18 protein-coding genes are annotated in these 23551 nt (G+C 66.3%); 13 read left to right on the top strand and 5 right to left on the bottom strand.

The window, feature by feature from the left end:
* Positions 1-9: 9 nt before the first annotated feature.
* The 3 genes from NTV05_04210 (at position 10) to NTV05_04200 (ending at position 2913) form a co-directional block, all read left to right on the top strand.
* Complete coding sequence (locus NTV05_04210) at positions 10-786, top strand: type III pantothenate kinase (protein ID MCX6543601.1); 777 nt, start codon at positions 10-12, stop codon at positions 784-786.
* A gap of 116 nt (positions 787-902) precedes the next feature.
* Positions 903-1622 (top strand): hypothetical protein, encoded by a 720-nt coding sequence (locus NTV05_04205; protein MCX6543600.1) that lies wholly within the window; start codon positions 903-905, stop codon positions 1620-1622.
* 1 nt (position 1623) lies between these two features.
* The gene (locus tag NTV05_04200; GenBank protein ID MCX6543599.1) at positions 1624-2913 is read left to right on the top strand and encodes a hypothetical protein; all 1290 of its coding nucleotides are present in this window, start codon (positions 1624-1626) and stop codon (positions 2911-2913) included.
* Positions 2914-2968: 55 nt separating this feature from the next.
* On the opposite strand, the gene NTV05_04195 is transcribed toward NTV05_04200, so the two are convergent.
* From NTV05_04195 to NTV05_04185, 3 genes are read right to left on the bottom strand one after another with little or no spacing between them, the layout of a single operon-like run.
* On the bottom strand, positions 2969-3652 hold the full coding sequence (locus NTV05_04195) for a gamma-glutamyl-gamma-aminobutyrate hydrolase family protein (protein ID MCX6543598.1): 684 nt from the start codon (positions 3650-3652) through the stop codon (positions 2969-2971).
* 14 nt (positions 3653-3666) lie between these two features.
* Positions 3667-5706 (bottom strand): arginine--tRNA ligase, encoded by a 2040-nt coding sequence (gene argS / locus NTV05_04190; protein ID MCX6543597.1) that lies wholly within the window; start codon positions 5704-5706, stop codon positions 3667-3669.
* A gap of 60 nt (positions 5707-5766) precedes the next feature.
* Positions 5767-6357 (bottom strand): molybdenum cofactor guanylyltransferase, encoded by a 591-nt coding sequence (locus tag NTV05_04185; GenBank protein ID MCX6543596.1) that lies wholly within the window; start codon positions 6355-6357, stop codon positions 5767-5769.
* 47 nt (positions 6358-6404) lie between these two features.
* Between NTV05_04185 and NTV05_04180 the strand changes: the two genes are divergently transcribed.
* The 6 genes from NTV05_04180 to prfB all read left to right on the top strand — a co-directional run bounded on the left by NTV05_04180 (position 6405) and on the right by prfB (position 14420).
* Complete coding sequence (locus NTV05_04180) at positions 6405-8636, top strand: tetratricopeptide repeat protein (protein MCX6543595.1); 2232 nt, start codon at positions 6405-6407, stop codon at positions 8634-8636.
* A 157-nt stretch (positions 8637-8793) separates the two neighbouring features.
* Entirely contained in the window at positions 8794-10233 is a 1440-nt protein-coding gene (locus NTV05_04175) for a nodulation protein NfeD (protein ID MCX6543594.1), read from the top strand.
* On the top strand, positions 10233-10976 hold the full coding sequence (locus NTV05_04170; GenBank protein ID MCX6543593.1) for a slipin family protein: 744 nt from the start codon (positions 10233-10235) through the stop codon (positions 10974-10976). Before NTV05_04175 ends, NTV05_04170 begins: the two co-directional genes overlap by 1 nt.
* Before the next feature lie 27 nt (positions 10977-11003).
* Positions 11004-11639: an SPOR domain-containing protein gene (locus NTV05_04165; GenBank protein MCX6543592.1), complete on the top strand. Its 636-nt coding sequence runs from the start codon at positions 11004-11006 to the stop codon at positions 11637-11639.
* Positions 11640-11656: 17 nt separating this feature from the next.
* Complete coding sequence (lnt, locus tag NTV05_04160) at positions 11657-13147, top strand: apolipoprotein N-acyltransferase (GenBank protein MCX6543591.1); 1491 nt, start codon at positions 11657-11659, stop codon at positions 13145-13147.
* A 138-nt stretch (positions 13148-13285) separates the two neighbouring features.
* Positions 13286-14420 (top strand): peptide chain release factor 2 gene (gene prfB / locus NTV05_04155; GenBank protein MCX6543590.1). Its coding sequence is split into 2 segments (ribosomal slippage): positions 13286-13363 and positions 13365-14420, totalling 1134 coding nucleotides; the frame shifts between segments, so codons are not numbered across the junction.
* Between the two features lie 51 nt (positions 14421-14471).
* Here prfB and NTV05_04150 read toward each other — a convergent pair.
* Both NTV05_04150 and NTV05_04145 read right to left on the bottom strand, forming a co-directional pair.
* Positions 14472-16823: a PBP1A family penicillin-binding protein gene (locus NTV05_04150; protein MCX6543589.1), complete on the bottom strand. Its 2352-nt coding sequence runs from the start codon at positions 16821-16823 to the stop codon at positions 14472-14474.
* On the bottom strand, positions 16824-18782 hold the full coding sequence (locus NTV05_04145; GenBank protein MCX6543588.1) for a FecR domain-containing protein: 1959 nt from the start codon (positions 18780-18782) through the stop codon (positions 16824-16826). It lies immediately after the preceding gene.
* A 200-nt stretch (positions 18783-18982) separates the two neighbouring features.
* On the opposite strand from NTV05_04145, the gene dnaK reads away from it, so the two are divergent.
* The 4 genes from dnaK to NTV05_04125 all read left to right on the top strand — a co-directional run bounded on the left by dnaK (position 18983) and on the right by NTV05_04125 (position 23551).
* Positions 18983-20947: a molecular chaperone DnaK gene (gene dnaK, locus NTV05_04140; protein MCX6543587.1), complete on the top strand. Its 1965-nt coding sequence runs from the start codon at positions 18983-18985 to the stop codon at positions 20945-20947.
* 24 nt (positions 20948-20971) lie between these two features.
* Positions 20972-22081 carry a J domain-containing protein gene (locus NTV05_04135; GenBank protein MCX6543586.1) on the top strand — a complete coding sequence of 370 codons (1110 nt, stop codon included), beginning with the start codon at positions 20972-20974 and terminating at the stop codon, positions 22079-22081.
* A 39-nt stretch (positions 22082-22120) separates the two neighbouring features.
* Positions 22121-22576 carry a helix-turn-helix transcriptional regulator gene (locus NTV05_04130; protein MCX6543585.1) on the top strand — a complete coding sequence of 152 codons (456 nt, stop codon included), beginning with the start codon at positions 22121-22123 and terminating at the stop codon, positions 22574-22576.
* A 132-nt stretch (positions 22577-22708) separates the two neighbouring features.
* Complete coding sequence (locus NTV05_04125) at positions 22709-23551, top strand: ATP-binding protein (GenBank protein MCX6543584.1); 843 nt, start codon at positions 22709-22711, stop codon at positions 23549-23551.

Below are 23551 nucleotides of genomic sequence, written 5' to 3'. Positions count from 1 at the left end.
GAGTGCTGTATGTTGCTGGCGATTGACATCGGAAACACCAACATCGTGCTCGGCGTGTTCGAGGGCCAGACGCTTGGACACAGCTGGCGGCTCGCCACGATGCGCGAGCGGACGGCCGACGAGATGGGGTTGCTGGTGAGCGAGCTGCTCGAGCGGGCCGGGATCAGGCCCGCGGCCGTCGACGGCGTCGTGATGGCGTCGGTCGTGCCGCCGCTGACGGCCAGCGTGATCGAGATGTCCGAGCGCTATCTCGGCATGCGGCCGCTCAATCTCGAGCCTGGCGTCAGCACCGGCATGCCGGTGTTGTACGACAATCCGGCCGAAGTCGGAGCCGACCGCATCGTCAACAGCATCGCGGCGTACGAGATGTACGGCCGGTCACGCAGAATCCCGCTGATCGTCGTGGACTTCGGGACGGCGACGACGTTTGACACCGTGTCCACCGCCGGCGAGTATCTGGGCGGCGTCATCTGTCCCGGCATCCAGATATCCGCCGACGCCCTCTTCCAGCGGGCGGCGAGACTGCCACGCATTGATGTGCGCAAACCCCGGCAGGTGGTGGGAAAGACCACCGTGACGTCGATGCAGTCGGGGTTGTTCTTCGGATATGTCGGCATGGTCGAAGGGCTCGTGCACCGGATACGCGCGGAGATCGGCGGGAAGGCCTTCTGTCTGGCCACTGGGGGCCTGGCCGACGTCATCGCTCCGGAAACCGCTGCGATTGAGGCAGTCGATCGGGATCTCACGCTCACCGGGCTGCGAATGGTGTGGGAACGAAATCAGTAGGACGCGAATCAGAAAGAAGTGAGAAGCAAGAAGAAGTCAGAATAAAGGCGTCGGGGGCACGGCATGCCGTGCCCGGGCGAGAAACGACAGACGACCGAGGCTTGGCGGGCGATCCAATGGATGTCGATGAATATTGCCGGGAGCTCGAAGCTCATCTCTGTCGCCGCAACGAAGGCCATCTGGTGCGCATCTCCGGTCCGGCCTTCGACACCGTGCGCGGATGGGCCGCGATGGGTGTGCCGCTCAAGGTTGCCTTTCAGGGCATCGACCGCCACCTCGAGCGCGTCAACGCCAAGGGACCGCGGCGGCGTCCCGTCCGGATCGAGTTCTGCGAAGCCGACGTCCTCGACGCGTTTGACGCGTGGCGACGAGCCGTTGGTGTGCGGGCCACGGTCGTCGGCGAGGGCGGCGAGGAAGGCGAAGTCGATCTGGAGGCAGCGCCGCGACGCCGGCAGGCCCTCTCGACACACATTGATCGCGTGATCGTTCGGCTGACGGCGCTTCGAACCGGCCCGTCCCCCTGGTCGGATTGGGACGCCGCGCTCGACGACGTCGTCGGTCGGCTGGACGCACTCCACCCGTCAGCGCGCCATGCCAGAGGCTCGGCTCGCGATGCCGTCGTGGCGGAACTGGCGGCACTCGACGCCAGACTGATCGACGTCGCGCGCGCAACCATTGGTGACACGATCGCCGCCGACGTCGCGCGGGAGGCCGATGGCGAGCTTGAACCGTTTCGCAGCCGCATGACCTCCGAAGCCTACGGGGCGGCGCATCAGCGCTGCGTCGAACGGATCGTCCGCGAACGCCTCGCGCTGCCTGTGCTCACGATTGACTGACGTGGCTGAGAGACTTCAGGCCGGAGATATTGTGACACTCACGCCGGAAAAGCCGGCAGCCGGCGGCCGCATGATTGCGCGTCACGACGGCATGGTGCTGCTGGTGGCTGGCGCCATCCCTGGCGAGACCGCCCGGGCGCGCATCGAGCGCGTGGAGCGATCGCTGGCGTATGCCGTGGTCGAAGACGTCCTCGAGCCGCATTCCGCTCGACGAACGCCAATCGGCAATCCGGGCTGCGGGGGAAGCGTCTACGCGCACATCGAGTATTCGGAGCAGACGCGCCTGAAGGGCGAGATCATCCGCGACGCGCTCAAGCGGCTTGCGCGGATGGAGCCGCCCGGCCTGATCGGCGTGACGCCCTCTCCCGAGTGCGGCTACCGCATGCGGGCCCGCGTGCACGTGCGCGACGGGCGCATCGGGTTCTTTCTGGAGCACACGCATCGCATCTGCGACGTTCGGGAATCCGGGCAACTGCTTCCCGAGACGGCGCTGGCGCTTGACGCGCTGGCCGGCATGATCAGCGAGGCCGGATTGACCGGGAACGCCGACCTCGATGTCTCTGAGAACCGCAGCGGCGACAGGCGCGCCGTGCACATCGATCTGGCGCCTGACGCGCGGCTTGGTTTCCCAGGGGAGCTCGGGCCCGCGCCCGGCGTCACCGGCCTGTCATGGTCTCACCCGGCGATGCTTGAGGATCGCCGGGTCTGCGGCAGCCCGTTTGTCGAGGACGATGTTCAGATTCCCGGCGCCACCGTCACACCGGTCCGGCTCCGCCGGCATGTGCGGGCGTTCTTCCAGGGCAACCGGTTCTTACTGGACGATCTGGTTGCGGCCGTCATGACTGCCTGCCAGCCCGGCCCGGTGGTCGACCTTTACGCCGGTGTTGGCCTGTTCGGCGTGTGCCTGGCGGCGACGGGGCGCCACGAGGTCACCGCGGTTGAAGGACATCCGGCCTCAGCGGACGACCTGAAGGTCAACGCGCAGCCCTACAGCCGTTCCATCGTCGTGCGTCACACCGCGGTCGAGCGTTTCCTCGAAGAGAGGCGGCAGACACGCCCGGGCACGCTCATTCTCGATCCGCCGCGCACCGGGATGTCACGCGAGGCGATGGCCGGGGCGCTCGCGCTCGGCGCCGATCGCGTGGTGGTCGTGTCGTGTGATGTGGCGACCTTTGCACGGGACCTGCGCCGATTCGTGGACGCGGGCTACCAACTGGACGCGATTCGAGGTTTCGACCTGTTCCCGACGACGGCCCACGTCGAAGTGCTCGCCGTACTGGCTCGCCACTGAGCGGCAGCGCCCCTACATCACTCCGGTAGTAATCACTCGGGGAGTGATTACCGGCTCACTGCGCGGCGGCGATGAATCCGTCGAACAGCGGTCTGAACTCGCCGGTGCGCCAGAAGTTTTCGGGGTGCCACTGTACACCCACGCAGAACTTCGCGCCCCTGCGCTCCATGCCCTCGATGACGCCATCAGGCGAGTTTGCCGACAAATCGAACCCCACGGCCACGCGCTTGACGCTCTGGTGATGCCGGCTGTTGACGTCGAGCGCCTCGCCATCCTTCAGTTCGTCGTGCATCAACGTCCACAGGACGCTGCCGCGCACCACCCACACTTCGTGGGCGAGGCCGAACAGCGGCGTCTTGATCGCGTGCTCCAGCGCGCCGAACACCTCCGACGGGATGTCTTGCACGAGCGTGCCCCCGCACGCGACGTTCATCACCTGCATCCCTCGGCAGATCGCCAGGACCGGCACGTCGGCCGCGATGGCCTTGGTGATCAGGTCGATCTCGTACTCATCACGGGCGGTGTCGATGTCGGAGACGGACGGATGTCGAGGCTCGCCGTACCGAGCCGGATCGACGTCCACGCCGCCTGTCAGCAACAGGCCGCGGCACCACTTGACGACATCAGCGGCGCGATCTGTCGCCGGATCGAGCACGCGGGGCTCGCCACCAGCCCGTTTGATGGACTCCTGGTAGTCGGGAAGCGTTCGGCAAGGGGCGATCGCAATCAATGGCTGCATGATTCATCTTCTCCCTACATCCGCGCCGGCACCTCGATGCCCATCAGATCCAGAGCCCGCGTCATCTGATTGCGGAAGTATGCCACCCCCGCTGCCCGCCAGAGCTTCGCGTCCCCGCGCTCCTCGTTCAGGACGGGATAGCGATGATAGTACGCGTTGAACAGTTGTGCCAGTCCAAACGCCCACTTGGCCAGCACCGAGAACTCGAGGCCGCGCACGGCCTGCTGCGCCACATCGTCGAGCCGCGAACTCTCGAGCACAAGCGCCCAAAGCCCATGCTCATCCAGACTGTCGGACAGTTCAGCCGGATCGGTCGTCGGCAATCGCGCCGTCACGTGTGCCTCGTCCAGGCCGTCGCGGTCGCTCAGCTTCTGGAAGATATTGTTGGCGCGAACAACGGCATACTGCAGGTAGGGGCCGCTCTCACCCTCGAAGCTCAACGCCTCGTCGATGTCGAAGGCGATGACCTTGCCTCGCGAGAACCGCACGAGAAAATACCGCACGGCCGCCACCGCGATCATCTCGGCGGTCCGCTGCTGCTCGTCGGGCGGGAGTTCCGGACTGCGCCTGGTGACTTCGCCCCGGGCCTTCGCGATCAGCGTATCGAGCAGGTCGTCGGCTTTGACGCCCAGGCCCTTCCGCCCCGACACCTCGACAAACGGCTTTGTCGCGTCGCTCGCTTCGGTTTCGTAGCCGAGCTGCCGCGCCGTCTGATGCGAGAGCGCCACCATCTCGTACGAGAAATGGATGGAGCGTTCCGCTTCGCCAGGATGGCCGGCGGCGGCCAGCGCCTGCTTCAGGAGCTTCTGCAGATAGGATTGCCGCACGTCGATCACGTTGTAGACCGTGTGCCCGTTGCCGAACGCCGGCCGCAACGCCTCGTCGGGTGTCGGCGATGATGCGGTGGCCCAGAGAGGGCCGTCCTTTCCCTCCTCGCCAAACAGCCTGTAATGGAAGTCCCGGCCGAGCAGGCCGAACTTCCAGAACTGGTACGCGATGTCCTTGCCGACGTAGGTCACGGTCCCGTTGGATCGCACGATGACCTTCTCGGACTGATCGTCATCGTCGATCGGCGTCGCGTCAGGCGCGTCCCCTGCCGATTCGCCATCGGGTTCGGCCGCGGCGGGCGTCTCGTCTTCGATCCGCATCACCCAGCATCCCGCCAGCCGGCCCGAGGGCTGCATGTAGACCGTGCCCTGAGACTTCAACGTCTCGAAGGCGCGATTCCAGAACTGGAGCCGCAGAATGTCGCCTTCCCACGTGAGCAGGTCGTACTGAACATTGAGCCGGGCCATCGTCTTGAGATGGCAGCGGACGATGCGATCGGCGACGAAGGCGGCAATCGCGGCGGTCTCGCCGTCGCCATGCTCGAGATCGTGCAACGTTCGAGCCCGGATGGCGAGCCGTTCCTTGTCGTCAGCGTACCACTCGGTCACCCGCGCGTAGAGATCCCAGCAGTAGTAGTCGAAACGCGGTTCATCGGCGAGGGCTTCGACGGCGGCGAGGGTGTGCCGCTCGAGGTGCCGGAAGCCCACCACGACGTCGGCGACCTGCACGCCCGTGTCATCGATGTAGTTCTGAATTTCGACGGGGTTCCCGAGGAACCTGAGCGCGCGCACCAACGTGTCGCCCAGGGCGGCGTTGCGCAGGTGGCCGATATGGGCGGCCTTGTTGGGGTTGATCGCGGTGTGCTCGACGATGGCCTTCGCCGGCCCCTGGGAGGTCACAACAGCAGAGACCCGTCCCGACAGCCGGTCGTCCAGGTACGCGACGCGATCGAAATAGAAGTTCAAATAGCCATTGGCCGCGCAGCTCACTCGCGCGATCCCGGGAATCTCCCCGAGCCGCGCGGCGATGTCCTGGCCGATGAGCTTCGGAGCCTTTCGCAGGCGGCGGGCCAGTTCGAAGGCCAGCGGCACCGCCAGATCGCCAAGCGCGCGGCTGGGCGTTTCCGCCAGCGTCACATAGGGCAGATCGGCTGGCGACAAGCCGTACAAGTCCGTGACGGCGGCGATCACGCGGGTCCGAATCGTGTTCTGAATCGATAAGATCATGTGCGGTCGGTCTTCGGCGTCGTTGACTCTCGCGGGATGCTGAATCTACGATGAGTGACGTCAGCAGGTTCGACGACGACCGCGTTCGGCGCGTGCCAGGTCGTCGGGGGTGTTGACATTGAACAGCAGCAGGCCGTCCGGATCGAATGCGGCGAGCTCAACCGGGTCGATGGTTCGCACGTGCACATCGTCAAACAAGTCGAGCACTTTCAGCACTCCATCGTCCAGGCGCTGCCGGATCGGGCCGGCGCAGGCCTGCGTGTAGCACGCGCAGAGCGGGTGATACCCGTCGGCGGAGCGGGGCACCGCGAGATCCGCGTCCTCGGCAGCTGCCATGACGTAGGTCAGAAACGGCGCCGTCAGATAGGGCATGTCGCACGCGACGACCATCACCGGTTCCTTCGCGAGGGCCAGAGCGGTGTAGATCCCGCCGAGGGCGCCCGCGTCGGGGACGAGATCTCCGAAGACCGGCAAGCCGAGACCGGCGAAACGAGCCGGATCGTTGGCCACCACGATCACGTGATCGACGACGCGATGCAACACGTGCAGTTGGCGGTCAAGAATGGTCCGGCCGCCAATGACGAGTTGACTCTTGTCACGGCCGCCGAGACGACGGGCACGACCTCCGGCAAGAATCGCTGCAGTGGACATATGGCGCCCCGGCACATCGGGTGCCAAGAGGCTACGTTAGCAGAAAAATGAGTGAGACGGTAATCGGTCGGATGCTCGTCGCCAGTCTCCACCAGGCCATATCTGAGCTGCTGCCGATGCGGCTCGAGTTCTACGAGTCGTGGATCAACTCCGGGCGCATGCGATCTCACCGCGTCACGCTCGGCGCGATGCGCGCGGTGTTCAGCTTCCTTCGGCAGGAAGAAGGCGGCGTGTACGACACCGTGATGACCCGGGCGGGGGAATTGACGGCGCAGTGGACCGTCGAGGGATTGACGCCGGTTCGACGGGCCTGGTTGCGCCGGCTGCCATCGTGGCTCCGGGAGCGGGCCGCGGGCAGGCTGGCGCGGCGGATCGCAGTGGACACATGGCAGGACACGCGGGCGTCGGTGCGGTGGCGTCGCGGCCGCGGAACACTGGTGTTCCGGCCGTCGCTGTTCTGTGACGTGCGAGCTACGTCGGCGACAGCACTGTGCCGGTACTACGCCGCCGCCGCCAGTGGCGTGGCGCAGGCGCTCAACGTGCGGGTCGACGTCACCGTCGACCAGTGCCTCGCCCGGGGGGACGCACATTGCGCGGTCACGGTGGATTCCAGCCGGGTGTACCGGCCGGCGGCGATCGCCGCGCCGTTGCTCGCGATGGCGTGTGCGATCATGCCCGGGCCAGCGCTGGCCCAGACGGCGGTCCCGGTGGCGGCGTCGCGAGAACGCGCGCTGGTGATGCCCTTCGAAAGTAACACGCGCGATCCGCGGTTGTCCTGGCTCGGAGAAGCGTCGGCCGTGGTGCTGACCGAGAGCCTGCGGGGCGCCGGCGTCGATGCCATTGTCCGGAGCGAACGCCTCGGCGCCTTTGAGCGATTGCAGGTGCCGCCGTTCGCCGCGCTCAGCCGGGCCACCGTCGTGCGCATCGGACAACTGGTGGGAGCTGCCGATGTCGTGATTGGATCGGTGACGGCCGAGGGAGACATGCTGGCGTTCACCGCGCGCCGCCTGCGTCTGGGGCAGGGCCGGATCGAGGCGCCGACGGTGGTTCGCGGGAAGTTGCCGGACGTGTTTGTGATTCTCACTCGGCTGGCGTCGGGCCTGGCCTTCTCGGGAGTCGTCCTTGAAACGGGGCGGGCCGCGCCCGCGCCCACGCCGCCTCCGCTGGCCGCATTCGAGGCCTACGTCAAAGGGTTGCTCGCGCAGACACCAGCGGCACAGGTGCGATTCCTGCACACCGCGCTGCAGGCGGCCCCAAGCTACGATGTCGCGCGCCTCGCGCTGTGGCAGGCGCACACATCGGCTGGTGAACATCGCGCCGCCCTCGAGGCGGTGCGGGCCGTGCCGGATGACTCGCCTGTGGCCGTCGAGGCCCGCCTGCTGGCGTCGGTATCCGACATCCGCGTCGGCGAGTACGCAGACGCGTATCGACTGCTGACCGGCCTGCGGCAGCGCGCGCCGTCCGCCATCGTCCAGAACAACCTGGGTGTGCTCCGCCTGCGAGCCCCGAGCCTGCCGTCCGACGCCGCCCGGGCGGTGACGTATTTCTCGGATGCACGCGCCCTGGATCCGCTCGATCCGGACTACGTGTTCAATCTGGGTTACGCGACGTGGCTCGACGGCGATTCGCAATCGGCGGCGTCATGGCTGCGCGAGGCCGTCCGGCTGAGTCCCGCTGACGGAGCCGCCCACGCGCTGCTCGCCACCGTGCTTCAGGCGGCCGGTCAGAGCGCCGAGGCCTCCCGCGAACTCCTGCTCGCCCAACGGCTCTCGTCGGCGTACGATTCGCTCGATCTCCGGGCGGCGGCCGCGAGCCGGACTCGAGGACAGGCGCGCCTCAAGGAGGCGATCGAGCCCCCCCGCGCGGAGCGCGTTGATGCCACCGTCGAGCTGATTGGCCAGCGCGATCAACGCGATCTGGCGGCGTTCTATCTGGATCGCGGCCGCCGCCTGGTCGATCAGGGCAACGACCGCGAAGCCGAGGGTGAGTTGAAGCGGGCCTTGTACCTGGCGCCGTATGATCCGGACGCCAATCTGCTGGTTGGTCGGATCTGCCTGCGGACAGGGCGGCTGCGGGAAGCGATCGAGTCCTTCAAGATTTCCCTCTGGAGCCAGGAGACCGTTGCGGCGCACCTGGCGCTGGCGGAGGGCTACCTCAAGGCCAAGCTGCCGGACCTGGCCCGCAGTGAGATCGAGCGGGCACTGGCGCTCGACCCGGCCTCCGCGCAGGCGCAGCAGTGGCTCGACCGGTTGAAGCGAGGCCCCGGCACGCCCGCCTGAGTCCTTCGATTCACAGATTCGGTCACGAACATGTTTCTGCAGGACTCAGTGCCGAGCGCGTCTGCCGTCCAGATCGCCTCGCCGATTACGCCGCCGTGTCTGCGAGTCGAAGCACTGAGGGGATATAATGAGCGCGCGCCTGACTGGAGCGCGCGTCATGTCTGTATCTGCCCGGTACGATTTCCAGCGGTTCGCCCTCCGCGGCGCGTTGTATCTGGGCGTCCTGCTGGCGTTTACCCTCGTCGTCTGGCGGCCCGTCGTTGCGGCTGTCCAATCGCCCGCTCCCGACAAGCCGGCGACGGCCGGCGCCAGGAATGAAGGAGCCGGACCGCCAGCGGCCGCGCCGCTCGTTCTGGTCGCACACGTTGACGCGCTGATTCACCCCGTGTCCGCGGAATTCATGGTGGAGGCCATCTCGCAGGCCGACGCACGAGGGGCGGCGCTCCTGATCTTCACGCTCGACACGCCGGGCGGGCTGGTCGAGTCCATGCGCGCAATCATCACGAGGATGCTGGCGGCGAAGACACCGATTGCGGTGTTCGTGGCTCCGTCTGGCGCGCGCGCGGCGTCGGCGGGATTTCTGATCACCATCGCTGCCGATGTGGCGGCGATGGCGCCTGGTACGCACATGGGTGCGGCGCACCCGGTATCGGGGCAGGGCGAGAAGATGGACGAGACGGTGGCGAAGAAGGCCGCCTCTGACGTGGCCGCCGACGCGCGCACGATTGCCGCGGGCCGCGGTCGCAACGTGCCGCTGTCTGAGCAGGCGGTCAACGACAGCCGGGCGTTCACCGAAACCGAGGCGCTCAACGCCGTGCCCCCGCTCGTCGACATGGTCGCCACCGACGTGCCCGATCTGCTGCGGAAACTGGAGGGCTGGGAGATCCAGCGGTTCGACCGCACGCGCACGCCGCCGTTGCACGTGGCTGGCGCACGCGTGGAGGTCGTCGAGATGTCGCTCCGCCAGCGGATCCTTGGCACGCTGGCGCATCCGAACATCGCGTACATTCTGCTCAGCCTCGGCGTCCTTGGCCTCACAATCGAACTGTGGTCCCCTGGTGCGGTGCTGCCGGGCGTGGTCGGAGGCATCTGCCTGCTTCTCGCGTTCTTCACGTTCCAGATCCTGCCCGTCAACTACGCGGGCGTGCTGCTGATGCTGTTCGGGGTCTTCCTGCTCATCCTCGAAATCAAAGTCATCAGCTACGGCGTGCTGGCCGCTGGCGGCATCGTCAGCCTGTTGCTGGGCTCGATGATTCTGATTGATTCGCCCACGCCGGGGATGGGCGGCATCAGCCTGGGCCTGATTGTGCCGGTGGTCCTGGCGTTGTCGGCGATCCTGTTGTTTCTCGTCCGGCTTGCGGTGATTTCGCAACGACGCCGGCCGGTGACGGGCGCGGACGGTATGATCGGTGAGCACGGCACGACGCTCACAGCGATTCCGGCCGGCGGAGAAGGGCAGATTTCGGTGCACGGTGAAACCTGGACCGCGCGTTCACGCGAGGCGGTCGAAACCGGGGAGCGCGTTTGTGTCACGGGCATCAATGGGCTTACCGCAACGGTGAGTCGCGAGGGTGTCGATAAGGAGTTGCTCGCATGATGAATCCATTTCTCCTGTTTGCGTTTCTGGTCGTGTTGTACGTGGTCAGCTCGGTCAAGGTGCTGGCGGAGTACGAGCGGGGCGTGATCTTCCGGCTGGGCAAGCTGCTGCCGGAACCCAAAGGCCCCGGCGTCATTCTGGTCTTCGCCCCGATCGATCGCATTGTCCGCGTGGGCTTGCGCACGGTCGTGATGGACGTGCCGCCTCAGGATGTCATCACGCGCGACAACGTGTCGGTCAAGGTCAACGCGGTCGTGTACTTCCGCGTGGTGGATCCGCTCCGGGCCATCGTGCAGGTGGAAAACTATCATTACGCCACGTCGCAGCTGGCGCAGACCACGCTGCGCAGCGTGCTCGGGCAGGTGGATCTCGACGGCCTGCTGTCTGATCGCGAACGTCTGAACGCGACGCTCCAGAAGATTCTCGATCAGCACACCGATCCGTGGGGCATCAAGGTGTCATCGGTCGAAGTCAAGCACGTCGATCTGCCGGAAAACATGCAGCGTGCGATGGCGCGGCAGGCCGAGGCCGAACGGGAGAAGCGTGCCAAGATTATTCACGCCGCCGGTGAACTCGAAGCCTCCGAGAAGCTGGCTCAGGCCGCGCACATAATCGCCAGCGGGCCGGAGGCGATGACGCTTCGGTATCTCCAGACGCTGACCGAGATCGCGGCCGAGAAGAACTCGACCATCATCTTCCCGCTGCCCATCGATCTGCTCCGCGGGATTATCAACAGAACCTAGTCCCCGATGGATCGGACCGGATCGACGATGACTGATGACACCACACGCGGCGTGCACCTCAACGAGAAGCAACTCGTGTTCGTGCTGATGGCTGCTGGTGTGATCTGCTGCGTGGCGTTTCTCTTTGGCGTTCTGGTTGGCCGCGGCGTGCAGAACGAGCGCGGTGCGGTCGCCGGCGGTGCGATGAGCGGCGCGCCGGAGGTCGCGCCGGACCCCCAGCCCGCTGCCGAGGCGGCTGGTGCCAGACCCGCGGGTTCGCCGCCTGACGACTTCTCGTACCCGAAGCGCCTGTCGCAGCCGGACGCGCCCGTCGAGCCGCTCAGAGCGCCGACGCCGGCGACAGGCGGGGCGAACGTCGTCGACGGGCCGGTATCGCCGCCGGATGTTCCCGACGACTCGTTGGCGGCGGGTCGCACCGAGCCGGCGGAGGCAGGTCCGTTCTCGATCCAGGTGAAGGCCGCCAAGAGCCGCGGCGACGCTGATGTGATCGCGAAGCGGCTGAAGGCGCAGGGATACGATGTTCGCGTGGTCGCGCCGGCAGCCGGCGACCGTACCGGCGTGTTCCGCGTGAAGGTCGGCCTCTACAAGACCAGACGCGACGCCGACGTTGTCGCTCGCAAGCTCGAGAGCGAAGGAAAGTACAAGCCCTGGGTTACCCGCTAGCGATCCTGTCCGGCGTCCTGCTCGCCTTGAGCTTTCCGCGGTACGGACACGCGGCCGTGGCGTGGATCGCGCTCGCGCCGCTGCTGATCGCCCTGGCCTGGCCGCCCCGCATCCGCACGCGTCGTGCGTTCCTGCTGGGCCTGGTGGCCGGTGCTGGCTACTTCGGCGGCACTGTGTACTGGACGCCGGCCGTGATGCAGACGTTCGGCGGCCTGCACTGGCCGCTCGCCCTTGTAGTCGGCAGTCTGCTGGTCGCATACCTCGCGCTTTTTCCAGCGCTCTTCGCCGCGATCGTCGCGACGCTCGTTCGGGCCCTGGGCGTGCGGGCCCTCCTGCTGGCCCCGATGGCGTGGGTGGCCACCGAGTTGGCGCGTCGATATGTGCTGGGGGGCTTTCCCTGGGTACTGCTCGGGGCCAGCCAGGCATCGGCGACGTCGATTGCCCAAAGCGCAAGCGTGGCCGGCGTCTACGGACTTTCCGCGCTTGTCGTGCTGGGGTCGGTGGCGGTCGTGATGGCCGCCGTGGGACGCGGGCGGGACCGGATCGTCGTGCCGGCGTGCACGCTCGTGTTCATCAGCGCACTCGCCGCGTGGGGGCACTGGCGCGTCCAGGAGGCGAGCCTGCTCACCGGCGGCGACCCCGTCCGGGTCGCTCTCGTCCAGGGCAACATCAGGCAGGAAGAGAAGTGGAACCCGGCCTCGGCATCACAAATCCTCAACACGTACCTCACGCTGACGATGCAGGCCGCCGATCGGGGCGCGCGGCTGGTGGTCTGGCCCGAATCGGCGACGCCATTTCTGTTCGAGCACGACGCGAACGGACGAACCGCCGTCATCGACGTCGTACGCCGGCGCGGCATCCACCTCCTGTTCGGCAGCGATCAGTTCGAGCCGGGGTCGCCTCCGCGGTACTTCAATTCCGCGTTCCTGCTGAATCCGGCCGGGGCGACCGCTGGCGTCTACCGGAAGATGCATCTGGTGCCGTTCGGGGAATACGTGCCGCTCAAGCGCCTGCTGTTCTTCGCGGCGCCGCTGGTTGAGGCCGTTTCGGATTTCTCCCCGGGCGAGCGGGCCGTCGTCATGCCGCTCGGGAGCCACACGCTCTCAACCGCGATCTGTTACGAGATTGTCTATCCCGACCTGGTCGCTGACTTCGTGCAGCATGGCAGCCAGTTGCTGACCACGATCACCAACGACGCCTGGTATGGCGAATCGTCGGCGCCGTACCAGCACTTCGAACAGGCCGCCCTTCGCGCCGTGGAGCAGGGGAGGTACCTCATCCGGGCGGCCAATACGGGCATCAGCGGAATCGTGGATCCGTACGGGCGGGTTGTCGTCGCTTCACCCATCTTCGAGCGGACCGTCGTTACAGGCGACGTGCGGTTCCTCACCGGGCTGACCATCTATGGCCGCACCGGCGATGCGTTTGCGTTTGCGTGCACGCTGCTGACCCTGCTGACCCTCATCGCCGCCTGGCGCCGGCGCTCCACGACTGCCGGTTCGCGGTAGAATTGAAGCAGGCTTGTCCTCGAAACAAGCCAATCCCGGGTCTGCCCCGACCAGAAGTACGCACAATCCGCGTACGTTGGGGCCTGGCCCCTTTTCTCATGTCAGTCTCATTTTCGAAGAGACCTTGGAGGCGCAACTGTGGCACTCGAGCTTGTTGATCTCGTCCGGCGTTATCAGGATCTGCTGAAGCGGGCTACCGAACTCAGGAGTTATCTTTGAGGCAGGACGGCCGCGGGAAGAAATCGGCAAGCTCGAGGAGCGCATCTCCCAGCCGGAATTCTGGAATGATCAGGCGGAGGCCCAGCGAACCCTCCAGCGGCGAAAGCGGCTCCAGGACGAAGTCGACCTGATCGATTCCCTGACAAGACAGCAGGACGATCTCGGCGTGCTGGTCGAATGGGCCCAGGGCGGCGAGGATGTCACCACCGAGATTGCCGCGGGTCTCGATCGCCTCGATCAGGGACTCGACGCCACCGAGACGCGACGCATTCTCGGCGGGGAGCACGATCGTGCCAACGCGATTGTGACGATCCACCCGGGCGCCGGCGGCACCGAGTCGCAGGACTGGGCGGACATGTTGCTCCGCATGTACCTGCGCTGGACCGAGCGCCGCGGCTTCAAGCGCGAGGTGGTCGACTACCAGCCGGGCGACGAAGCCGGCCTCAAGGGCGCCACGCTGATGATCACGGGCGAGTACGCCTACGGCCTGATGCTGTCGGAGGCGGGCGTCCACCGGCTCGTGCGCATTTCACCATTCGACCAGGCGGCCAGGCGGCACACGTCGTTCGCGTCAGTCTACGTGTGGCCCGAGCTCGAGAACGACGTCGAGATTGTCGTCGACGAGAAGGACATCCGCGTGGACACGTTCTGCGCGAGCGGGCCCGGCGGGCAGGGCGTCAATACGACCTACTCCGCCGTCCGCATCACCCATCTGCCCACCAACGTCGTGGTGTCGTGCCAGAACGAGCGGTCCCAGATCCGCAACCGCGATGCCGCGATGAAGGTCCTGAAGTCGCGTCTGTTCGACATGAAGATCAAGGAACAGCAGACGAAACTGGATAAGCTGGGCGGCGAGAAGAAGGACATCGCCTTCGGCAGCCAGATTCGCAGCTACGTCCTGCACCCCTACCAGATGATTAAGGACCACCGGACCAAGGAGCAGGTCGGCGACGTCAGCCGCGTGCTCGACGGCGACATCGACGTCTTCATCAAGTCCTATCTCAAGGCCAAGGCCGCCGGTACGCTCGGACAGGCGGCAGTCGGCGACGACTAACGGGGGAAGAACTCACTTCTGGCTGCTTGCTTCTGGCTGTCCTGGCGCCCATTACTGCTTTGGAAACCCGATCCCCGGCTGTGTGCCCGCGATGTAGGCCTCGTTGATCGCGCCAGGCGTCTCAGGGTTCACCGGCAGGCCCGTAGCGGGATCGACCGCCATGAACACGATGTTGCCGGGCGCGTCGAAGCGCGGCGGATTGTTCCGATCGCCCTGCCGATCGATGTACGACTTGAAGATCTCCATCCAGATGGGCAGCGCCGCGACCGCGCCGGTTTCGTTGGCGCCGATCGGCTTCTTCTCGTCAAGGCCCACCCACACGCCAATCGTCAGGTTCGGGTCGAAGCCGACGAACCACGCGTCCGTATAGTCGTCGACGGTGCCCGTCTTGCCGGCCAGCGGCCAGTCCAGCTCCGCCGCCTTTGCGCCGGTCCCGCGCAGGACGACGCCGCGCAGCAGATTGACCATCACGAAGGCGGTATCGGCGCGGATGCCCTCGGTCGCCTGCGGCCGGTGCTCCTCGAGCAGTGTGCCGTCCCGCTCGACGATCTTCAGGATCTGGAACGGCTGCATCCGGACGCCCTGGTTCGGGAACGCCGAGTACGCGCTCGTCACCTCGAGCAGGGTCGCTTCGGACGCACCGAGCGCGGACGATAGATACGGCCGGATCGGCGACTGAAAACCGAGCTGGCGGGCGTAGCTGATCACCTGCTCGGGCGTCAGTTGCTCCATCATCCGCACCGTCGGCACGTTGCGCGAGTCTTCAATCGTCCGCCTCAGCGTCACGGATCCTTCGTACTTCCGATCGTAATTGCGCGGGGCGTACGGCGGTTGTCCCGGGCCGGCGTGATAGGAAACCGGCGCGTCGAGCAGGAGGCTCGACGGCGTGTAGCCGCGATCGATCGCCGCGGTAAAGACGATCGGCTTAAACGCCGATCCGATCTGCCGCGGGGCCTGCACGGCGCGGTTGAACTTGCTCCGCGCGAAGTCGGATCCGCCCACCATCGCCTTGATCTGACCCGTCCGGTTGTCGATCACGAGCACCGCCCCTTCGACGATCGGAAACTGCTCGAGCCGCACCGTCAGCCGGCCGCCCGGCTCGTCGAGCGTGAGGACTTCGACCTCGATCAGATCGCCTGGGCGCACCAGATCAGCCGCGCGTGTCCGGCCCGTCCACTGGATGGAGGTTCGCGTGAGGTCGGCCTCGTACCGTCCCACCCGCACGCGCATCGCACCGCCGGCGGACGGCGGTGCGGTGTCGGCTCGCCTCCGCGTGACCGGCGTGCGTTCACGAATGTCGGCGGCGCCGATGACGAGCCCGGGCACGATGTCGCCCGGCTGAATCGGCCGATCCCACCGCCGGTCCCGATAGGCGTCAAGTTCGACATGCTCGGTCGTGAGGTTGCGCGCCGGCTTCCGGAAGCCCCGTCGCTTGTCAATTTGCCGGAGGCCCCGGTCGAGCGCGCGCGCCGCCTCCCGCTGCAGATCGACGTCGAGCGTCGTATAGACCGACATGCCCGCTTCGTACAAGTCCCGGGCCCCGTACCGGTGCTCCAGGTACTTCCGGACCTCCTCGACGAAGTACGGGGCGGTCCCCGCGGCCGACGTGGACAACGGAACGACGACGATGGGCCTGGCCTTGGCGGCGTCAGCGTCCGCCTGCGTGATGTAGTGCTCGTCCGCCATGCGCTGCAGCGCGTAGTTCCGCCGCTGCATGGCCCACTTCTGATTGACGAACGGGCTCTCGCGTTCGGGTAACTGCAGAATGCCCGCGACGAGCGCCGCCTCTTCCAGCTTCAGATCCTTGATGGGTTTCCCGAAGTACAGCCGCGACGCCGCCTCGACGCCGTACGCGCCGTGCCCCAGATTCATCTGGTTGCAGTACATCGTGAAGATCTCGTGCTTCGTGTACCGCTTCTCGATCTGGATCGCGAGCAGCCACTCCTTGACCTTCCGCTCGAGCGATTTTTCCGGTTTCAGAAACAGCTTGCGCGCCAATTGCTGCGTCAGCGTGCTGCCGCCGAACGAACGCCCGAGCACGAGATTCTGGAGCACCCTGACGAACGTGCGAGTGAAGTCGATGCCGAAGTGCTCCTCAAAATTCCCGTCTTCCGCCGAGAGAATCGCCTGGCGCAGCACCAGCGGAATCTCCTCGTACTTCACCATCACGCGCCTCTGCGTGGCGAACTCGCCGATCAGCCGGTTGTCCGACGCGTAGATGCGGGTGATCGTGCCCGGACTGTATTGATCGAGCGCGGAGACTTGAGGCAGATCTCCGGAATAGGCGACCACCACTCCGGTCACAATGCCGAGCACCGCCGCGATCACAAAGAGCGCGGCGATGCCAGCTTGTCGTGCGAGCGACGGGCGCTGGGCCGGACGGGCGGGTCTGCTTCTGGCCATTTACTCCGGAGCACCGCCACGGCCTCGGGGTGGGGAAGACGTTCCCCGGCTGGGCGGCGGCTGGGTGCCTGATCCGGGATTGTAGCGCGAAGCCGGAGCAGACGACCTGCCTCCGGGCGACGACTGGCGTGGCGGCGCCGCTGACGGCGCGCGAACCGGCCGCGAATCCGGAGGCGGTGTCGGCCGCACCGACGGGCGCGACGGCACGCGCGCTTCGGGAGCGGACCGCGGCGTGGCCCACGAGCGATCGCGAGGCGACGACCGCGGATCGGCGCGCGGTGGCGCCATCGAGGGCTGACGTTCGCCCGACATCGACCACGGCGCCGGCTGGCGAACCGACGCGCGCTCGCCCGGCGCGCTCGACGCACGCGGCGTGGCCCCTGGCAGCGAGCGTCGAATCATCCGATTCGTGCTGCCCGGTTCGGTCCACGTGTTCTGCTGTCTACCTGGATTGCCACCACCCTGCCGCAGGGGTTGCCGTTCGACTGCGGACGCGCCGACCTCTGATCTGACGCCGGCGGGAGAACCGGGGATCGTGCGTCGGCTGTAGCGGTCCTGCGTCGGCGCCGCCATCGGCGATCGGGAGTCCGCTCCCTGTGTTGGTCCGATCTGCCTCGCCCTCTCACCCCGTGACACGGCTGGTGCCGCGTTGCGCTCAAGCAGCCGGCCGTCGCCCCGGCCCGTGGTCCCGATGTCGCGAGCGCCGCCCGATGGCGGAAGGCCCATTGTTCGGTGCGTGGCGGTGGCCAGAGCTCGGGGCACCGCGCGCCCAATCGTCGGCGATCGGCGACCGGCAACGAATCCCGACATGCTTCGGCTATCGAGGCGGCGACCATCGATCGCCACGCGCGACGCGAATACCGTCGAGCCAAAATGGCGTCGCGGGATCACGGTCCATCCACGCCACCCGTCGTGCAGGCCGACGTAGACACCGCGCACACCCCAGTTGCCGAACACCGGATAGTCATTCCAGCCGAGCGGGCACCAGCTGACGTAGTCGCCGCCGAGTGCCCAGTAGACAAACGCCGATGCCCACGATCGAGCGGGGATCCAGTACCACCCGAGGCCGGTCGAGAACCCCCAACGCCCATAGTGATGGGTCGGCCAGCCCCACGGATCGCCCGCGACCCAGAATGAATCCCACGGATCGTACTGGCGCCAGTAACCCACAGAGTAAGGACGCCAGTCGGCCGAGACGGTTGGAAACCACACGTAGCCGTTGGAGACATCGTTGCGCCACGTGCCGTACCGATCGAACGTCCCAGAGTACGGCTCGAGATCCGTGGGCAGGTACTGGGCTGAGACCGTGCCGATCTGCGCGTCGCGCCTGGCCGCGCTCCAACGGTCGAACGCGTCCCATCGGGCGGAATTGAAATACCGGGGCCGGCCGGGGGCCTCGCCGTCACGAGCCTCCGACCGTTCGCCGGCGCGGACGTCGACCGAGCCGGCATCGTTGGCGAAGGTCGCCTCGCCGCGCACGACGGAAAGATCCGTCGTCCCGCCGCCTGCGCCGTCGTCGGTCACGGTCACGCGATATTCGCCAGGACCGTTGCTCTGGACCGAGGCCGCGGGCGCGTCGATCTGGTACGCCACCGCACCGGACGGATCACGTGCGCCGAGCACCACCAGATTGATGCGACCGCCGAGCAGCCGGATCAGATCGCCGGCGAGCATGTCGACTGTTGTGGTTTCGTCAAGGTGGAGGAGCGAGCCATCGTCGAGCATGATCTCGACGCGCCCGTGCTCGGTGCGGAGTCGATCCCCGTCAAGCAGAGGGACGTTCTCGACAGCGGATTCCGAGCGGCCCTCACGTTCCAGAAACACCTGTCCCTCGACAAGCGAGACATGAGCTGGAGGAGGAGCCGTGTCCGGTGCAGGCGCCGACTGCGCCAGCACCGATGGGGCACTCAAGAGTGCGGAAAGAAGCACCCACAGACAAACGCGCAAAAACCTGGTCATGTGACCCTCGATGATGCGCCGGAACCCCGGGGCGAGCGAGACTCCCGGTCTGTAGGCAGGCAAGTTCATATTAACACAATCGTGACAACATTCTTGATCGCAAGAGTTTGTAGACTTCGTGGGTGACTGGGCCGAGAATCACATTGACATTGTGACGCTAAGATTTTATGATTATTCAGACATAAGAGGTTGGGCCGTGCATCACGTGGAATCATGGGGGCGACAACCCTCAATCTCAGGGCGAGGATAGCAACATGAGCAAAATCATCGGAATCGATCTCGGGACCACGAACTCCGTCGTCGCGGTCATGGAGGGCGGAGAAGCGGTCGTCGTCACGAACCCGGAAGGTGGCAGGCTGACGCCGAGCGTCGTCGGATTCAGCAAAACCGGCGAACGCCTCGTGGGGCAGGTCGCCAAACGTCAGGCCGTGACCAACCCGGAGAACACCGTATTTTCCATCAAGCGCTTCATGGGGCGACGCTTCGAGGAAGTCAGTGACGAGATGAGGATGGTGCCGTACCGCGTCGTGCGTGATGGGGACCACGTCGTGGTACAGGTCCAGGCGTCCGGCAAGGACGAGCGCTTTGCGCCCGCGCAGGTGTCGGCGATGGTGCTCCAGAAACTGAAGAAGGCGGCCGAGGAGTATCTGGGGCAACCCGTCACCCAGGCGGTCATCACCGTCCCCGCGTACTTCAACGACGCGCAGCGTCAGGCCACCAAGGAGGCCGGGACCATTGCCGGCCTCGAGGTCATGCGCATCGTCAACGAACCGACCGCGGCGGCGCTGGCCTACGGGCTCGACAAGAAGAAGGACGAGACGATCGCCGTCTACGATTTTGGCGGCGGCACGTTCGACATCTCGATCCTGGAGGTCGGCGAGGGCGTCGTTGAGGTGAAGTCCACCAACGGCGACACGCATCTTGGCGGCGACAATCTCGACCAGCGCGTCATCGAGTGGGTAGCGGCCGAATTCAGGAAGAGTGACGGGATCGACCTGACGAAGGACCGGATGGCGCTGCAGCGGCTGCGCGAGGCCGCCGAGAAGGCCAAGATGGAACTGTCGACGGTGATGGAGAGCGAGATCAATCTGCCGTTCATCACGGCCGACGCGTCGGGCCCCAAGCACCTGCAGATGAAGCTCACCCGGGCGAAGTTCGAGCAACTGGTCGAGGATCTGCTGCAGAAGACGGTCGGACCGTCCAAACAGGCATTGTCGGACGCCGGGGTGCAGCCGTCACAGATCGACGAAGTCGTGCTGGTTGGCGGGTCCACCCGTATTCCGCGCGTGCAGCAGATCGTGCGTGACGTGTTCGGCAAGGAGCCGCACAAGGGCGTCAATCCCGACGAGGTGGTCGCGATCGGCGCGGCCCTCCAGGCTGGCGTGCTGGCCGGCGAGGTCAAGGACCTGCTGCTGCTCGACGTCACGCCGCTGTCACTCGGCATCGAGACGCTGGGCGGCGTGTTGACGACGCTCATCCCGCGCAACACGACGATTCCGACGCGCAAGAGCGAGGTGTTCTCCACCGCGGCCGACAGTCAGTCGAGCGTCGAGGTGCACGTGCTGCAGGGCGAGCGGCCGATGGCGCGCGACAACCGCACGCTTGGGCGATTCCATCTCGACGGGATCCCACTCGCGCCGCGCGGGGTTCCGCAGATTGAAGTCACCTTCGATATCGACGCCAACGGCATCGTCAACGCCTCGGCCAAGGACAAGGGCACCGGCAAGGAACAGAAGATCACGATTACGTCCTCGAGCGGCTTGAGCAAGGACGAGGTCGATCGCATGATGCGCGAGGCGGAGGCCAATGCCGCCGACGACAAGAAGCGCAAAGAGGAGATCGAGACGCGCAATCAGGCGGACCAGGCGGTCTACGGGGCCGAGAAGATGCTCAAAGAGACCGGCGACAAGCTCAGCGCCGCCGACAAGCAGCCTGTCGAGGCCGCGATAGACGAGGTGAAGAAGGCGATCGAGAAGAACGACGCCGCCGCCATCAAGAGCGCGCTGGAGCATCTGACCAGCGCTCAGCACAAGTTCGCCGAGGTGCTCTACAAGCAGGCCGCGCCGCCGACCGGGCCAGCCTCGGACGGCGGCGCTGCGCCTGGGGCCGACGCGCCCAAGAGCGACGTCATCGACGCCGAAGTGGTGGATGACGGGAAGAAATAGCGGGAACCCGGGGTCCGGGACGTTATGGACTTGTACGAACTGCTCGGGGTGCCGCCGACCGCTGGTCTTGACGAGATCAAGCGGGCGTACCGGAGACTGGCGCGCCGGTACCATCCGGACGTCAATCCCGGGGACCGGACCTCGGCGGTTCGCTTCAGGGCCGTTGCTGACGCGTACCAGGTGCTGACCGATCCGGACCGGCGGCGGGAGTACGACCTGCTCGGCAGCCCGGCCGTCGTCCTGGAGTCGGCGGCGACGTTCGGATTCGACGGGTTTGACTTCTCGGTGGGTGCGGCCGACGGTTCGGCGGCATCGACGTTTGGCGACCTGTTTGCCGATGTGATTCACGACGCGGTGAGCGGACCGGCTGAGGCGTCGACGCCGGGCGCGGATCTCTATCTGACGGTATCGGTCGGGTTCGAGGAGGCCTTTCGGGGTGCCGAGAAGACCTTGACGGTGATTCGGCGCGATGTCTGCCGCGGATGTCGCGGCCGGGGCGTGCAGCCGGTGGCCGAGGCGGCGTGCGCGTCGTGCCGGGGGGCGGGCACGGTCCGCACGGCCCGCGGTCACATGATGTTCACGAAGGCCTGCGGTCGGTGTGGAGGGAGCGGCCTGCTCCGTCACGCCACGTGCGGCGTGTGTCAGGGCCTGGGCGTCGAATCACGCAGCGAGACGACGACGCTGACGATTCCCGCAGGGGTGAGCCCAGGGGAACAGATGTGTCTGCCCGGTCTGGGGCACGCCGGCACACGCAGTGCCGCACCTGGCGATTTGTATGTCACCGTGCAGGTGGCGCCGCACCCGGTGTTCAGGCGCGACGGCGACGACTTGCTGTTGACGGTTCCAGTGGCTGTGCACGAGGCGGCGCTGGGCTCCCGCTTTGACATCCCGACTCTCGACGGGACGGCGCGGCTGCGCGTGCCGCCGGGCACGCAATCGGGGCAGCGGTTCCGGCTTCGCGGCCGCGGTGTCCCGTCGATGCGCAGAGGGACGCGCGGCGATCTGATCGCGGAGATCAGGATCGTGCTGCCATTGGTGCTGGATCAGCGGTCGAGAGAGTTGCTGCGCGAATACGGACTCGTCAATACCGAAGATGTGCGTGCGGGCCTCTGGCGCGACGCGACCGCGTCGTGACCCGACCCAGTCGGATCGGCGGAGGAAGAGGAGACAATGATGGCCACCAGGAAGAGTTCCGGCGCCGGCAGGGCGTACTACATGATCAGCGCGGTGGCCCAGAAATACAGCATTCATCCGCAGACGCTGCGACTCTACGAGCGGGAGGGTCTCCTGAAGCCGTCGCGCACCGACGGCAACACGCGGCTGTATTCGGATGACGATCTTCAGCGCCTTGAGACGATCCTGTCGCTGACCCGTGATCTGGGTGTCAATCTGGCCGGTGTCGAGATCATCCTCAACATGCGGCAGAAAATGGAGGACATGCAGCACGAGGTCAACGAGTTCATGGAGTACGTGAAGCGCGAACTCGCCCGCGGCCTCGGCGACTGGGAACAGCGGCTCAACACGGCCCTCGTGCGTTCGACGCCGGTCGATATCGCCAGGAGCGCTCCGGCGTCTCCCGCTCCCGCGCCTGCCCCGAAGCCTGTCGAAGAAATCAGAAGCAAGAAGTAAGAAGCATGAAGTAAGAAGCGCTGTGTGCACAAAGTGGACACCGCGTGCCCGGAGATCCTGTAGTATTCTCTCTTTGCTTCCTGGTTCCTGCTCCGTGATTCTGACTGTCATGACGCGAGTGACCGAGCCCGAATGAACTGCCCTGTTTGCGACGGCACCGGTTGGAAGATGGTGGTGCGCGAGGGCGTGCGTCACGCGACTCGCTGCGACTGCTGGCGCGATCAGCAGGCGTCGCGTCTCGCGGTTGAGGCACGCATTCCCCGGCGGTACCAGCACTGCGATCTCGGGAATTTTCGCGCCTACAACGAGTCACTCACTCGCGCCCGGGCCCGGGCCGTCAAGCTGGCCGAGGCGTTTCCGGTGGTCGATCGAGGCCTGTTCCTGGAGGGCCCTCCCGGCGTCGGCAAGACGCACCTCGCCGTGGCCGTGCTGCGACAGGTCGTGGCGACGCGCGGGGCGAAGGGCTTGTACTACGACACCCGCGATCTGCTGCGCGTGATCCGCAGCACCTACGATCCGGTCGTGCGCACCACCGAGATTGAAGTGCTGCGCCCGGTGATGACCGCCGAACTGCTGGTGCTCGACGATCTGGGCGCCGAGAAGACGTCGGAATGGGTTGAGGAAACCCTGTCGCTCATCGTCAACACTCGCTACAACGAGCGGCGGCCGACGGTCTTCACGTCGAACTACGAGGCTCAGCCCGACGATACCGACCCGAATTCGCTGCTCTGCCGGATCGGGTTCCGGATGTACTCGCGGCTGCACGAAATGTGCGAGTTCGTGGTGCTCGATGCCGCCGACTATCGCGATGAGGGGGCCCAATACAGCGACGAGGATCTGGTCGCGAAGTGGAAGCTGAAGCGCCAGGGCAAGAAGGGCCGCGTGGCGGCGGTTCGTCCGACGCCCGCCCGGGCGCAACTGCCAGATTCGAAGGCCGATCTCAAGTGGCCGGGCGGCCGCGCCGGCACATCCTAG

This window comes from Acidobacteriota bacterium, assembly GCA_026393755.1.
In the GTDB taxonomy this organism is placed as follows: domain Bacteria; phylum Acidobacteriota; class Vicinamibacteria; order Vicinamibacterales; family JAKQTR01; genus JBAXOX01.
This window is presented reverse-complemented; position numbering and strand designations above follow the sequence as displayed.

Excerpts from the sequence above, each read along its gene's own strand:
- argS (MCX6543597.1), bottom strand. The coding sequence starts at position 5,706 with ATGATCTTATCGATTCAGAACACGATTCGGACCCGCGTGATCGCCGCC.
- NTV05_04170 (MCX6543593.1), top strand. The coding sequence starts at position 10,233 with ATGAATCCATTTCTCCTGTTTGCGTTTCTGGTCGTGTTGTACGTGGTC.
- NTV05_04185 (MCX6543596.1), bottom strand. The coding sequence starts at position 6,357 with ATGTCCACTGCAGCGATTCTTGCCGGAGGTCGTGCCCGTCGTCTCGGC.
- NTV05_04210 (MCX6543601.1), top strand. The coding sequence starts at position 10 with ATGTTGCTGGCGATTGACATCGGAAACACCAACATCGTGCTCGGCGTG.
- NTV05_04175 (MCX6543594.1), top strand. The coding sequence starts at position 8,794 with ATGTCTGTATCTGCCCGGTACGATTTCCAGCGGTTCGCCCTCCGCGGC.
- NTV05_04180 (MCX6543595.1), top strand. The coding sequence starts at position 6,405 with ATGAGTGAGACGGTAATCGGTCGGATGCTCGTCGCCAGTCTCCACCAG.
- NTV05_04125 (MCX6543584.1), top strand. The coding sequence starts at position 22,709 with ATGAACTGCCCTGTTTGCGACGGCACCGGTTGGAAGATGGTGGTGCGC.
- NTV05_04165 (MCX6543592.1), top strand. The coding sequence starts at position 11,004 with ATGACTGATGACACCACACGCGGCGTGCACCTCAACGAGAAGCAACTC.
- NTV05_04150 (MCX6543589.1), bottom strand. The coding sequence starts at position 16,823 with ATGGCCAGAAGCAGACCCGCCCGTCCGGCCCAGCGCCCGTCGCTCGCA.
- NTV05_04135 (MCX6543586.1), top strand. The coding sequence starts at position 20,972 with ATGGACTTGTACGAACTGCTCGGGGTGCCGCCGACCGCTGGTCTTGAC.
- NTV05_04205 (MCX6543600.1), top strand. The coding sequence starts at position 903 with ATGGATGTCGATGAATATTGCCGGGAGCTCGAAGCTCATCTCTGTCGC.
- NTV05_04130 (MCX6543585.1), top strand. The coding sequence starts at position 22,121 with ATGGCCACCAGGAAGAGTTCCGGCGCCGGCAGGGCGTACTACATGATC.
- NTV05_04145 (MCX6543588.1), bottom strand. The coding sequence starts at position 18,782 with ATGACCAGGTTTTTGCGCGTTTGTCTGTGGGTGCTTCTTTCCGCACTC.
- NTV05_04195 (MCX6543598.1), bottom strand. The coding sequence starts at position 3,652 with ATGCAGCCATTGATTGCGATCGCCCCTTGCCGAACGCTTCCCGACTAC.